The sequence below is a fragment of the Streptomyces sp. NPDC001380 genome, from assembly GCF_042895785.1.
Taxonomy (GTDB): domain Bacteria; phylum Actinomycetota; class Actinomycetes; order Streptomycetales; family Streptomycetaceae; genus Peterkaempfera.
The window spans coordinates 186824-199465 of the sequence record NZ_JBIAWP010000004.1 but is presented as its reverse complement, the minus strand read 5'-3'; the positions used below and the strand labels follow the sequence as shown (position 1 = coordinate 199465).

At 78.2% G+C, this 12642-nt stretch carries 11 protein-coding genes; 5 read left to right on the top strand and 6 right to left on the bottom strand.

All coding sequences use genetic code 11. The features are described from left to right. Positions 1 to 55: 55 nt before the first annotated feature. Both ACFY07_RS07475 and ACFY07_RS07470 read right to left on the bottom strand, forming a co-directional pair. Positions 56 to 511, bottom strand: a complete 456-nt coding sequence (locus ACFY07_RS07475) for a MarR family winged helix-turn-helix transcriptional regulator (RefSeq protein WP_390867803.1) — start codon at positions 509 to 511, stop codon at positions 56 to 58. A gap of 184 nt (positions 512 to 695) precedes the next feature. After that, on the bottom strand, positions 696 to 1994 hold the full coding sequence (locus ACFY07_RS07470; protein WP_390867802.1) for an ROK family protein: 1299 nt from the start codon (positions 1992 to 1994) through the stop codon (positions 696 to 698). Positions 1995 to 2280: 286 nt separating this feature from the next. Between ACFY07_RS07470 and ACFY07_RS07465 the strand changes: the two genes are divergently transcribed. Together ACFY07_RS07465 and ACFY07_RS07460 are read left to right on the top strand one after the other, a co-directional pair. After that, positions 2281 to 2601, top strand: coding sequence for a hypothetical protein (locus ACFY07_RS07465; RefSeq protein WP_390867801.1), 321 nt, complete (start codon positions 2281 to 2283; stop codon positions 2599 to 2601). 185 nt (positions 2602 to 2786) lie between these two features. Further along, positions 2787 to 3050 carry a dsRBD fold-containing protein gene (locus tag ACFY07_RS07460; RefSeq protein ID WP_390867800.1) on the top strand — a complete coding sequence of 88 codons (264 nt, stop codon included), beginning with the start codon at positions 2787 to 2789 and terminating at the stop codon, positions 3048 to 3050. Between the two features lie 60 nt (positions 3051 to 3110). Here ACFY07_RS07460 and ACFY07_RS07455 read toward each other — a convergent pair whose 3' ends face one another. From ACFY07_RS07455 to ACFY07_RS07440, 4 genes are all read right to left on the bottom strand, one after another. Beyond that, positions 3111 to 4343, bottom strand: a complete 1233-nt coding sequence (locus ACFY07_RS07455) for a peptidoglycan recognition protein (protein ID WP_390867799.1) — start codon at positions 4341 to 4343, stop codon at positions 3111 to 3113. 170 nt (positions 4344 to 4513) lie between these two features. After that, entirely contained in the window at positions 4514 to 5317 is an 804-nt protein-coding gene (locus ACFY07_RS07450; protein ID WP_390867917.1) for an enoyl-CoA hydratase/isomerase family protein, read from the bottom strand. Between the two features lie 200 nt (positions 5318 to 5517). Then, positions 5518 to 8028 carry an endopeptidase La gene (gene lon, locus ACFY07_RS07445; protein ID WP_390867798.1) on the bottom strand — a complete coding sequence of 837 codons (2511 nt, stop codon included), beginning with the start codon at positions 8026 to 8028 and terminating at the stop codon, positions 5518 to 5520. Between the two features lie 142 nt (positions 8029 to 8170). Beyond that, entirely contained in the window at positions 8171 to 8965 is a 795-nt protein-coding gene (locus ACFY07_RS07440; RefSeq protein ID WP_390867796.1) for a rhomboid-like protein, read from the bottom strand. A gap of 419 nt (positions 8966 to 9384) precedes the next feature. Between ACFY07_RS07440 and ACFY07_RS07435 the strand changes: the two genes are divergently transcribed. The 3 genes from ACFY07_RS07435 to ACFY07_RS07425 all read left to right on the top strand — a co-directional run bounded on the left by ACFY07_RS07435 (position 9385) and on the right by ACFY07_RS07425 (position 12481). Continuing rightward, positions 9385 to 10104 carry a spermidine synthase gene (locus tag ACFY07_RS07435; RefSeq protein WP_390867795.1) on the top strand — a complete coding sequence of 240 codons (720 nt, stop codon included), beginning with the start codon at positions 9385 to 9387 and terminating at the stop codon, positions 10102 to 10104. Between the two features lie 294 nt (positions 10105 to 10398). After that, complete coding sequence (locus tag ACFY07_RS07430) at positions 10399 to 11118, top strand: response regulator transcription factor (protein ID WP_230650532.1); 720 nt, start codon at positions 10399 to 10401, stop codon at positions 11116 to 11118. 217 nt (positions 11119 to 11335) lie between these two features. After that, on the top strand, positions 11336 to 12481 hold the full coding sequence (locus ACFY07_RS07425; protein WP_390867794.1) for a sensor histidine kinase: 1146 nt from the start codon (positions 11336 to 11338) through the stop codon (positions 12479 to 12481). The last annotated feature ends 161 nt before the right edge of the window (positions 12482 to 12642 follow it).

The following is a 12642-nucleotide window of genomic DNA, read 5'->3' as shown; positions in this document are numbered from 1 at the left end:
TCGTGCGCCGTCGTGCCGGGCCGGGCGTACCGGCCGTCCCGCCGGACCGGCCTCCTCAGCCGCTCTCCATCAGCTCGTTGAAGCGGTGCAGCAGCCCGGCGAAGGCGGAGACGTCCGCGGGCTCCCAGGCGCCGAGCAGGGTGCGGATGGACCCCATCCGCGCCTCCCGGGCGCGGGTGTAGCGGCGGTCGCCCTCCTCGGTGAGCGAGACCAGGTAGACCCTGCCGTCCAGCGGGTCGGACTCCCGGCTGACCAGCCCCAGCGACTCCAGCGTCTTGATCTGCCGGCTCACGGTGCCCTTGCCGACGCCGAAGTGCAGGCCGATGTCGGTGAGCCGGACGCGGCCCGAGCCCCCGATGTAGGCGAGCAGCGGGTAGGCGCTGCCCTCCAGCTCCGGGTGCACCTCCCGGGCCATCTCCGTCGCCCGGGCCCTGGCGCGCCGGAACAGCAGGGCGAGCTCCTGCTCGACCGAGCGGTAGGCGTCCTCCGGTGCCGCGTCCCGCACGTCCACGCTGCCCTGTCCTCCGGTTTTCCTGGGCGGTTCCGTCGGCCCAAGTATCCACCGCCGGGGCCGCCGGACCGCACCACGGGGGCGGCCGGCCCGGGGCGACGGGCGGGCGGGGCCGGGCGGGACGGACAGGGGCGGGCGGGCGGGGGCGGGCGGGCGGGACGGGGCCGGGCCGCGACGGGCCGGCTCAGCCGGTGAACCGCCCCGGGTCCTCCACGATCGCCCGGACGACGCCGACGGCGGCGCCCAGCAGCGGGCCGCGGCGGCCGAGGGAGGAGGCCGCCAGCCAGTCGTCCGACCAAGGGCGGACGGTGACCCGTGCCGCGAGCTCGCGGCGCATCGCCGGCAGCAGCCACTCCCCCAGCTCGGCGTAGCCGCCGCCGAGGATCACCGCGGCCGGGTCGATGAGGTTGACCGCCCCGGCGACGGCGGTGCCCAGCGCGGTGCCGGCCCGGTCCAGGGCGGCGCGCACCGCGGGGTCGCCGTCGGCGGCCCGGTCGGCGACCAGGGCGATCCAGTCCCCCCGCCCGCCCGTCCCCGCACCCGCTCCCCCGGGCAGGCCCCCCTCCCCGCGCCGGGGGCCGGCGCCGGCCGCCGCCAGGACCGCCCGCTCCCCGGCGTACTGCTCCAGGCAGCCCCGCGCCCCGCAGGCGCATGGCGGGCCGTCCGGCTCCACCGGCACGTGCCCCAGCTCCCCGGCGAAGCCGCGGGCGCCGCGGAAGAGCCGCCCGGAGACGATGAGGGCGGCGCCGACACCGGACTCCGCCGAGATGTGCACGAAGTCGCCCGCGCCCCCGTGCCCGCCCAGCCACAGCTCGGCGAGGCCGCCCAGGTTGGCCTCGTTGTCCGCCTCGGCCGGCAGCGCCGCCAGCTCCGGGGCCCCCGCCCGGCGCAGCGCCGAGCGCAGTCCGGCCACGGCCGGCACGTCGGACCAGCCGAGGTTGGCGGCCCGGCGGACCAGTCCGGACTCGGCGCCGACCAGGCCGGGCACCGCGACGCCGAGGCCGGCGGGGCGCAGTCCGGGCGCCTCGGCGGCGGTGGCGCGCAGCAGGGCGGCGAGGTCGGCGAGGACCGCGCCGGGGGGCCGGCCGCGGTTGTCGGCGGGGACCCGCCGCCACACCCGGGCCTCGCCGCGCAGGTCGACCAGGCAGGCGGCCAGGTGCTCGACCCCGATCTCGGCGCCGAGCCCGGCCGGTCCGCGGGGGTCGAGGGTGAGAGCGGTGCCGGGCCGTCCGACGCGGCCGCTGGGGGCGGGGGGCAGTTCGGCGAGCAGTCCGGCGCCGATCAGCTCCTCCACCAGGGAGGAGACGGCGGCGCGGGTGAGTCCGCTGGCGGCGGCGACCTCGGCGCGGGAGGGCGGCGCGCCGTCCGCGGCGCCCGCCGCGACCTGCTGCAGCACCAGGCCGAGGTTCTGCCGGCGCATGGTCTGCTGCGACGCGGGGGCGGGCCGGGCCGCCGGCCTGCCGCTCGCGGTCGGCTCGCGCACGTGTCCTCCACTCGTCCGGTCGGCGGACCGGCTCCCCGAACAGCCGCCCGGCCCCGTGCAGGGTACCGGCGATGCGGGCGGGGGCCGCGGCGTACCGGGACGGCGGTCCGGCAGCCGTCAGGCAGCGGTCCGGCGGCGGTCCGCCGACGCCGCCCGGGAGCCGGGCCGGCCCGCCGTGCACCGCCTGCCGGGCCCGCGGCGACGGCTCCCCCGGCCCGCCGCCCGCCCGGCCCGTCCGCCCGGGCCGCAGGGCATGAATCCGCCCGGACCGGTCACGCTCCCCTCCATGGACTCCACGGACGACTCCGCACACACCGCGACCGACTCCTCCTCCGACGCCCGCGCCGCCGCCCGGCTGGTCCCGCTCTGGCTGGAGGAGGCCGCCGGGGAGGAGCCGCAGGCCGCCGAGGTGGCCCGCCGGGCCTGGGAGGACGGCGGCCGGTTCCTGCCCGAGACCGCGCAGGAGCTGGCGGACTGGGCCACCGCCCGGGTCACCGACACCGGCTTCACCGGGGACGAGGGGCCGGAGCGGCCGGGCCCCCGGGTCACCGTCGGCGAGAAGGAGGCGCTGCACCGCTGGCTGCGGGGCCAGGGGCACCGCGTCTGACGGCGGCGGCGTTCCCCGCGGACGGCCGTCCCGCCCGGCCCGACCGCCCGCCCGGGCCGACCGCCCCCGGTCCCCGCCTTGCCCGGCCGCCGTCCGCGGCGCGCGCTGGGACGGGGGCGGCCGGGGCCTGCCCCGGGGGGCGAGGAGCACCGCGGGTCCCGGGGAGACCGAGGGAAGGGGACGCCATGCGCCACGAGTGGGACGTCCGGCTGTTCTTCGACGAGGACGGCCGGAGCACCGAGTGCGAGGCCCGGCTGGTGGGCGAGCGGGCGCCGGGCGTGGTGGCGCACGGCGCCGCCCGCTGCAGCGACGCCGACCGCCCGGAGACGCGGATCGGCAAGGAGCTGGCGGCGGCCAGGGCGCTGAACGCCCTGGCCCGCAGGATGCTCGCCCAGGCGTCCGGCGACATCGAGGACGCCCTGCGGCATCCCGTGCAGCTGCTGCACTGACGCCGGGCAGGGGACACCGGGCCGCGGGGACGCCCGGCCGCCCCGCGTCCGGGGCCGGCCTCAGTGCGGGTGCGCCAGGGCGCGGGCGCGGGCCGCCGCCACGATCCGGGCGGCGGCGGCCCGGATGCCCGGCAGCGCCGCGTAGAGGGAGTCGCCGGGGCACTCGGTCCACACCGCGTCGCGGTGGCCGGAGATGGCCGCCAGCCGGACGGCGGTGCCCTTGGCGTAGCGGGTGGCGCTGTCCTGGGAGACCATCGTCGCCCGGCCGGCGGGGTCCACCCCGGCCAGGGAGAGCTTCCAGGCGGCGAGCCGGGCGATGGAGTCGGCCATCGGCTTCGGCACGGGGTGCCCCGCGCGGAAGTCGCCGATCGCGGCGATGCCCATGGAGCCGATGTTGAACCCCATGGTGTGGCCGCCGACCACCGGCCGGTCCACCCCGCCGGCCCGGCCCTCGTAGATCGTGCCGCAGCGGTCCACCAGGAAGTTGTAGCCGATGTCGTCCCAGGCCAGCTCGGCGACGTGGTACTGGTACATGGCCCGGATCATGTCGGGCACCTGGGAGCAGGAGTACCCGTTGGGGTTGTCGGTGTGGTGGATGAAGACCATGTGCACCGCGCCCGCGTAGACGAGCGACGTCCGGTGCCGCAGCGACTCGTCGGCCCTCCAGCCGGCCCGGGTGACGATCGCGGGCCGGGGGGCGGTGAAGGTCCGGCGGGGGTGAGGGGCGGCCGCCGTGGGCAGCAGCAGCCAGCCGGGCGGGCCGCCGGCCACGGGCGGCTGGCGCGCCGGGTCGCCGGGACCGCCCGGGTCGACCAGGGCCAGGTGCAGGCCGGCGGGCAGGACACCGCCGACGGGGCGCCCGACGGCGACCTGCACGCCGTCGGAGGGGCCGACCCAGAGGGGGCTGGTGTAGCCGCGGGCCTGCTTCCGGCCGGGGTCGGGGTCCACCCGGTCCTCGGCCTGCAGCACCGTCCAGGGGCCCCACCGCCCGTCGGCGCTGCGGCGGGTGCGGATCCGGACCGTGGCGTCCAGCGGCGCGCGGGCGTCGTTCCAGACCGCGCCGACCATCGAGAACGGCCGGGTGCGGCGCGGCGCGGCGCTCGGGCCGGCGGTGGGGGCGGAGGTCAGCGGCACCGCGTACGAGGCGCCGGACACGCCCGCGGCCGGGGTGGTGGCCGGGTGCCGCAGGGCGGCGTCCGGGGCCGCGCAGCCCGCGAGGGCGGTCAGGCCCAGGGCCGCCGCACACGTCACTGCACAGGCCGCGGCGAACCGTGCCGTCCGGAGTAGGCGCATGCACCGAGCCTAGGGTCCGGTATGCCCGTTCCGCCCGACCTGTGGGCCGTGCGGGGAACGGTCTCACCCGCGCGCTGCGATCCGCCCGGCCCCGGGCCGGGGCGGCCGGTCCGGGGAGCCCCCGCCCCGGCTCGGCCCCGGACCGGCCCCGGACCGGCCCCGGACCGGCCTCAGAACCGCGGCGGGCGGCGCTCCAGGAAGGCAGCCAGCCCCTCGCGGACGTCGGGCGCGCTGCGGGACCGGCGCTCCCACGGCTCGGCGGCGGCCTGCGGGTCGCGGCCCTCGACGGCTGCCGCCACCACGTCCTTGGCCGCGCCCAGGGTCTGCGGGGAGCGCCCGGCCGCCGTGCGGGCGTACTCCAGCGCGCGGGCCTCGAGGTCCGGCCCCGGCAGCGCCTCGTCGACCAGGCCGAGCAGTTCGGCGCGGGCACCGGTGACCAGGTCGGCGGAGTACAGCAGGTACTTGGCGCGGGCCGGGCCGACCAGGCGGGCCAGCCGGGCGGTGGGGACCGCCGGGTAGACCACGCCGAGCTTGGCGGGGGTGATGCCGAGGCGGGCGTCCGCGGCGGCGAACCGCAGGTCGCAGGCGACGGCGAGCTGGCACCCGCCGCCGACCGCCGCACCCCGGACCACGGCGAGGGTGGGGCGGGGGAAGGCCGCGAGCGCCTCCTCGGCGGCGACGTTGTCGCGGTGGTAGGCGTCGGCGCGTCCCGGGTCGGCGTACACCTCCAGCAGCTCCGCGATGTCGGCCCCGGCGCTGAAGGTGCCCCCGGCGCCGGCCAGCAGCAGCACCCGCACGGCGGGGTCGGCGGCGAGGCGGTCCAGGACGCGGGGCAGCGCGCGCCACATGGCGAGGGTGAGGGCGTTGCGGCGCTCCGGTCGGTCGACCAGCAGGACGGCGACGCCGTCCGGCCCGGTCCAGGCCCGCAGGGACTCCGCCCCGGCCGGCTGCTCGGTGCGGCCCTCCAGCAGCAGCTGCTCCACCCTTGCTCCTCTCGCGTACGGCGCCGTGCGGCGGCCGGGCCGGTGCGGCGCCCGGTGCGCCGACCGGTGCCGCGGGCAGGGGCCGGACCGGCGCCTGCAAGGGGCAGGCAACCGGTCCGGACCGCGCCCTGTCAGCCACCGGCGGCGGTGATCCCGCACACACCGGCCCCGGCGCGCGGCCGCCCGCCCGCTCAGGCCGCCGCGGGCACGGCGGGCTCCGCGGGCTCCGCGGCCGCCGCGGGCTCCAGCGCCAGCTCCAGCACCTCCCGCACGTCGGAGACCCGGTGCACGGTGAGCCGCCGCAGCACCTCCTCGGGCACGTCGTCCAGGTCGGGCCCGTTGCGCTGCGGGACGACCACCGTGGTGAGGCCGGCCCGGTCGGCGGCGAGGACCTTCTGCTTGATCCCGCCGACCGGCAGCACCCGGCCGGTGAGCGACACCTCGCCGGTCATCGCCACGTCGGCGCGGACCCGGCGGCCCGAGAGCAGCGAGGCCAGGGCGGTGGTCATGGTGACGCCCGCGCTGGGCCCGTCCTTGGGCACGGCCCCGGCCGGCACGTGCAGGTGGACGCCGCGGTCCCGCAGGTCGGTGACCGGCAGCTCCAGCTCGGCCCCGTGGGAGCGCAGGAAGGAGAGGGCGATGTGCGCGGACTCCTTCATGACGTCGCCCAGCTGACCGGTGAGGGAGAGGCCGGTGGCCCCGGTCTCCGGGTCGGCGAGCGAGGCCTCCACGTGGAGGACGTCGCCGCCGGCGCCGGTGACGGCCAGGCCGGTCGCCACGCCGGGGACGGCGGTGCGCCGCCCGGCGGGCTCGAGCGCCGACTCGGGGGTGTGGTGCGGCCGCCCGAGGAGGTCCTGCAGGCCGTCGGCGGTCACCTCGGCCGGCAGCGCGAGCCCGCCGAGCTCGTGCCGGGCCGCGACCTTGCGCAGGACGCGGGCGAGGGCGCGCTCCAGGTTCCGCACCCCGGCCTCGCGGGTGTACTCGCCGGCGAGGCGGCGCAGCGCGGCCTCCTCGACCCGGACCTCGTCGGCGCCCAGGCCGGCCTTCTCCAGCTGGCGGGGCAGCAGGTGGTCGCGGGCGATGGCGACCTTCTCGTCCTCGGTGTAGCCGTCGAGCCGGACGAGCTCCATCCGGTCGAGCAGCGGCTCGGGGACGGCCTCCAGCACGTTGGCGGTGGCGAGGAAGACCACGTCGGAGAGGTCGAGCTCGACCTCCAGGTAGTGGTCGCGGAAGGTGTGGTTCTGCGCCGGGTCGAGGACCTCCAGCAGGGCGGCGGCGGGGTCGCCGCGGTAGTCGGCACCGACCTTGTCGACCTCGTCGAGCAGGACGACGGGGTTCATCGACCCGGCCTCCCGGATCGCCCGGACGATCCGGCCGGGCAGGGCGCCGACGTAGGTGCGGCGGTGGCCGCGGATCTCGGCCTCGTCGCGGACGCCGCCGAGGGCGACCCGGACGAAGCGGCGGCCCATGGCGCGGGCGACGGACTCGCCGAGCGAGGTCTTGCCGACGCCGGGCGGCCCGACCAGGGCGAGCACGGCGCCGCCGGTCCGCCGCCCGGCGGCTCCGCCGGAGGGGCCGGCCGGGGCCGGGCCGCGGGCGGCGCGGCGCCGGCGCACGGCCAGGTACTCGACGATGCGGTCCTTGACGTCGTCGAGCCCGGCGTGGTCGGCGTCGAGCACGGCGCGGGCGCCGGGGATGTCGTAGGCGTCCTCGGTCCGCTCGTTCCAGGGCAGCTCCAGGACGGTGTCCAGCCAGGTGCGGATCCAGCCGCCCTCGGGCGAGGCGTCGGAGGACCGCTCCAGGCGGCCGACCTCCTTGAGCGCCGCCTCGCGGACCTTCTCGGGCAGGTCGGCGGCCTCCACGCGGGCGCGGTAGTCGTCCTCCTCCGGGGCGGTGCCGCCGTCGAGCTCGGCGAGCTCCTTGCGGACGGCCTCCAGCTGGCGGCGGAGCAGGAACTCCTTCTGCTGCCGCTCCACGCCCTCCTGGACGTCCTTGCGGATGGTGTCGTTGACCTCCTCCTCCGCCAGGTGCGCCTCCAGCAGCTCCAGGGCGTACGCGAGGCGCTCGACCGGGTCGCCGGTCTCCAGCAGCCGCAGCTTCTGGGCGGCGGTGGGGAAGGAGGCGTACCCGATGCTGTCGGCCAGCTCGGAGGGGTCCTCGGTCCGCTCGATGCGGTCCACGGCCTGCCAGGCGCCGCGCTTGCCGAGCCAGCGGGCGGAGGCCGCCCGGTAGGCCCGCACCAGCTCGGCGGTGCGGCCGGGGGCCCCGTCCGCGGCGGGGGACCCGCCGCCGGGCGGCTCGCCGGCCGGGGACTCGTCGACCGGGACGGCCTCCACCCACAGGGCGGCGCCGGGACCGGTGGTGCCGGCGCCGATGCGCATCCGGCGGACGCCGCGGACGAGGGCGGCGGGGTCGCCGCCGGCGAGCCGGCCGACCTGCTCCACGGTCGCGAGGGTGCCCGTGGCGGCGTACACGCCGTCGATCCGCGGGACGAGCAGCACCTGGGGCCTGCGGGAGCCGGGGGTGCGGATGCCGGGGGCGTGCGCGCGCTCCTCGGCGCCGCGGGCGGCGGCCCGGGCGGCGTCGACGGCGGCGCGGACCTCGGGGCCGGACAGGTCCAGCGGTACGGCCGTGCCGGGCAGCACGACCTCGTCGTCGAGGGGCAGCACGGGAAGGATGAGCGGCGAGGGCGTCGAAGCCATGATCTCTCCCCAGTCAGTCAACTTGAGTCGGACTGACTTAAGGCGCGGGAGGCGCAGGGTGTTCCTCCGTTCACCGTGGGCGAACGCGGGCCCGCGGGCCCGCCCCCGGCCACTCGACCGCCCGGCCCCCGACCCCCGCCTCCTAGGAGCCCCCGCCCTGCGGCAGCGCACCCCCCTCCCGCGGCGCGCCTCCGGTCCGGCCGGCCCACCGCCGCACCAGCGGCCAGCAGAGCAGGCCGACCAGCAGGGCGGAGGGGTGGCCCACGCCGGTCACCGGGTCGTCCCCGTCGAACGCGCGCTGGAGCAGCAGCGCCGCCGCCCCCGCCGGCACCCCGTAGCGCACGGGCCGCGGCAGCAGGCCGGAGAGGGCCCCCAGGCAGGCCATCACGCCGTAGCTGACGCCCACGTCGATCCGGTGCAGCGCCGCCGGCCCGAGCCCGCCGGTGAGTACCAGCAGCGCTATCGGCAGCTCGGAGACGAGGGTGGCGAGGACGTGCCCGGCGGCGAAGACCAGCGCGGCGCGGAGCGCGCCGACCCGGCGCTCCAGCGGCGCCAGGACGAGGGTGAAGGCCAGCAGGTAGGGCGACCAGAGCGGCCCGGCCGCCCAGACCCCGCTAAGGAGCATGGCGCGGACGGGGGTGTGCAGCAGGTGCCACCCGTCGCTGCTGGAGGCGTCCACGGCCGCGCGCACGGCCGCGGGGTCGCCGAACCGGGCGTACAGGGTGGTGGCCAGCAGCACGACCAGGTACCAGAAGGTGAAGGGGGTGCGCCGGGGCCCCGGCAGGAGCAGGGCCGGTCGGGACAGGTACGGCCGGACAGGGGACAGCGCGTCCGCGAGGGCCCCGGCGAGGGGCGGCCGGGCCGGGCGGCCCCGGACCGGGACCAGCCGGGTCCGGCCGGCTCCGGCCCCGGCGGGCCGCACCTTCCGGACGTGCACCCCCCGGGGCCGCGCCCCGCCGTCCCGCACCCCTCCGGCCGCGTCCTCGGCGGCCGTGCCGCCGGGCCGGGAGCGCTCCGTCCGTGTCCGCGTGGGCCGCATCCGCATGGGCGGCGCCTGCCCGCGCGACGCCCGTTCGCACCATCGGCGCACCGCACGGTGCGCGCGCCGCAGGGGCCCGGCGGTGCCGAGCGGCCGGAGGCGGGGGGCCCGGCAGGCGTCGTCCGCCATGGCGCCTCCTCGGCTCCGCCGTCCGGCGGGGCGCTCGGCGCACCCGCCGGGGCGCCCGGGACGATCCCGCGCTCCCGAGTCCACGGTAGGTCGTCCGGACGCGGACGAAAGGGGTGGACCGGCGCCTCGCCGACCCCCCAGGATGGGCGTGTCGCGACCCGCCAGTGCGCCCACGAAGGGTTCCCCCTGTGACTTCCGCCACCCCGCCGACCGCCGCAGCGCTCGCCGTCCGGACGGCACACCCCACCGCCGAAGTGCTCGACCGCCGGGACGGCCCGTACGGGGAGGTGGTGCTGCGGCGGCGCGGCGAGGGGGCCGACGAGGTCTTCGAGATCATCGCCAACGGCTGCTTCCTCATGGACACCTCCGACGGCAGGTCGGAGCGGCTGCTGGTGCGCGCCGCGCTGGACGCGGCGGCCGTCCCGCACCCCTCGGTCCTGGTCGGCGGCCTGGGTGCGGGCTTCTCGCTCGCGGAGGCCGCGGCGGACCCGGCGGTGTCCCGGATCACCGTGCTGGAACGGGAGAAGGCCGTGGTGGAGTGGCATGCGGGGCCGCTGGGCCGCTTCTCGGCCGGGTCGCTGGACGACCCCCGCACCGAGGTCGTCACCGCCGACCTGCTCGACCACCTGCGGGCGACCTCGGACCGCTGGGACGTCCTCTGCCTGGACATCGACAACGGCCCGGACTGGACCGTCACCGACGCCAACGGCGGCCTCTACGGCTTCGCCGGGCTCACGGTGCTGCAGCGCGTGCTGGCCCCCCTCGGCGTGCTCGCCGTGTGGAGCGCGGCGCCCGCCCCGGTCTTCGAGGAGCGGCTGCGGGCGCGCTTCGCCAGGGTGCGCCGCCTCGACGTGGAGGTGCGCCGGGGCGCGCCCGATGTCGTGTACCTGGCATCACAAGTGGAATGATCGCTGGGTAAGGTGTCGGGCTGTGCCGTCCCGGCGGGGCACGCGGCCCGGATGCCGCCGCCCCCTCCGGGAGAGATGCCCGGTACACACGCTGCGCACGGTGGCCCGCGATGCACTCGCGGTCACCGCAGGGCCCGGAGCACCACACTCCGGACCGTGCGGGCCGCGCGCGGCGGCGGGCGCGGCACCGTGGCTTGGAGCTGACGGAACGAGACGACGAGCGGCAGCGGCGCCCTCCCCGCGAGGGGGTGCCGGTCCGCAGGCCCTGGGGGCGGTGGCGTGACCGTGACAGACATGCAGCAGCAGGAGAGCGGCAACCCGAGCGCACAGCGACGGGTGCTGGTCGTGGAGGACGAGCCCACGATCGCCGAGTCCATCGCGGCCCGGCTGGGCGCGGAGGGCTTCAAGGTGGCCGTCGCCCACGACGGCCCGGCGGCCGTGGACTCCTTCCAGTCCTGGCAGCCGGACCTGGTGGTCCTCGACGTGATGCTGCCGGGCTTCGACGGGCTGGAGGTGTGCCGCCGCATCCAGGCGCAGCGGCCCGTCCCCGTGCTCATGCTCACCGCGCGCGACGACGAGACCGACATGCTCGTCGGCCTCGGCGTGGGCGCGGACGACTACATGACCAAGCCGTTCTCCATGCGGGAGCTCGCGGCCCGGGTCAACGTGCTGCTGCGCCGCGTCGAGCGCGCCCAGCTGGCCGCCCGCACCCCGGTCGGCGGCTCGATCCGGCTCGGCGAGCTGGAGATCGACAACGTGCAGCGCCGGGTCCGGGTCGCTGGCTCCGACGTGCACCTGACGCCGACCGAGTTCGACCTGCTGGCCTGCCTGGCTCAGCAGCCGCGGGCGGTGCTCACCCGCGAGCAGCTGCTGGCGGAGGTGTGGGACTGGACGGACGCCTCCGGCACCCGCACCGTCGACAGCCACGTGAAGGCGCTGCGCCGGAAGATCGGCGCGAACTGGATCCGCACGGTGCACGGCGTCGGCTACGCCCTGGAGGCCCCGACCCCCTGAGCGGGTCCGGGGGCCGCCCGCGGCGCGGGCGGCGCGGGCGGCGCGGGCGGCGCGGGCGGCGCGGGCGGCCGGGCACGCCGGGCTGCCGGACGTGCACGGCTGCCGGGTGCGGCGGAGGACCGGTGCAGCAGGGGCCGGGTGGGCAGAGGGCCGGACACCGCAGTCGGCCGAGGGCGGCCGCGGGCGGCCGGGGACCGCGAGGGGCGAGGGGGACGCGATGACCTACACCGAGGAGCTGCGCCGGGGCGGCGGCCGCGCCGACCGGGAGCCGGGCCTGGCCGCCCGGGCCGCCCGGCGCGTGTGGAGCGACGTCCGCCCCCTGGACCCGATGCGCTCCATCAAGGCCAAGCTGGCGGTGCTGGTGATGGTCTCGGTGGTGGTCGCCAGCGGCATGGTCGTGATAGCGGTCCAGTCCGACACCCGCATCCGGGTGATCATGATCTTCTCCATGATCGCCTCGCTGCTCTTCATGCAGCTGATGGCGCACGGCCTGACGGCGCCGCTGCGCGACATGACGGCCGCCGCCCGGGCGATGGCCGCGGGCGACTACAGCCGCCGGGTGCGGGCCACCTCGCGCGACGAGGTGGGCGAGCTGGCGGCCACCTTCAACCGGATGGCGGCCGACCTGGAGGCCGCCGACCGCCACCGGCGCGAGCTGGTCGCCAACGTCTCGCACGAGCTGCGCACGCCGATCGCGGCGCTGCGCGCGGTGCTGGAGAACGTGGTGGACGGCGTCGTACGGCCGGATCCGGCCACCATGTCGGCCGCCCTGGAGCAGACCGAGCGGCTGGGGCGGCTGGTCGCCCACCTGCTGGACCTGTCGAAGATCGACGACGGGGTCGTCCCGCTGGACGCCCGCGAGTTCGCCGTCCGGCCGTACCTCGCCGGGGTGCTGCGCGGGATCACCGTCGACGGCTCCACCTCCGGCGGGGCCACCAAGCGCCGGGACGACCTGACGCTCGACCTGCAGGTCGGGCCGGAGGACCTGACCGCGGTCGCGGACCCGGAGCGGCTCCACCAGGTGGTGGCCAACCTGGTGGACAACGCCAGCAAGCACAGCCCGCCCGGCGGCACCGTGACCGTGCGGGCGCGGGCCGGACGGGCGCCGACGAGCCTGGTGCTGGAGGTGCTGGACGAGGGGCCGGGCATCCCGGAGGAGGACCGGGCGCGGGTCTTCGAGCGGTTCGGCCGGGGAACCTCCTCGACCGCCGCCGGACCGGGCAGCGACGGCGGGACCGGCCTGGGCCTGGCCATCGCCCGGTGGGCCGTGGACCTGCACGGCGGGGAGATCAGGGTGGCGGAGGCCGAGCGGGGTTGCCGGATCGTGGTCACCCTTCCGGGCGGCGTGCCCGCGCAGGATTGACACAGAACAGGGACAATCGGACCGCCGGACCGGGTGGACCACCTCCGGAGCACCGCCCCAACCGGTGCATTTGTCCCCTTTGGTGAGATTTTCGAGCCCCCGAGGCATCACGCGCTTCCCCCAGGCCGACGCGTTCTAACGCATCTTTCACGCCATTCCGG

Excerpts from the sequence above, each read along its gene's own strand:
- lon (WP_390867798.1), bottom strand. The coding sequence starts at position 8,028 with ATGGCTTCGACGCCCTCGCCGCTCATCCTTCCCGTGCTGCCCCTCGAC.
- ACFY07_RS07455 (WP_390867799.1), bottom strand. The coding sequence starts at position 4,343 with ATGCGCCTACTCCGGACGGCACGGTTCGCCGCGGCCTGTGCAGTGACG.
- ACFY07_RS07460 (WP_390867800.1), top strand. The coding sequence starts at position 2,787 with ATGCGCCACGAGTGGGACGTCCGGCTGTTCTTCGACGAGGACGGCCGG.
- ACFY07_RS07430 (WP_230650532.1), top strand. The coding sequence starts at position 10,399 with ATGCAGCAGCAGGAGAGCGGCAACCCGAGCGCACAGCGACGGGTGCTG.
- ACFY07_RS07465 (WP_390867801.1), top strand. The coding sequence starts at position 2,281 with ATGGACTCCACGGACGACTCCGCACACACCGCGACCGACTCCTCCTCC.
- ACFY07_RS07425 (WP_390867794.1), top strand. The coding sequence starts at position 11,336 with ATGACCTACACCGAGGAGCTGCGCCGGGGCGGCGGCCGCGCCGACCGG.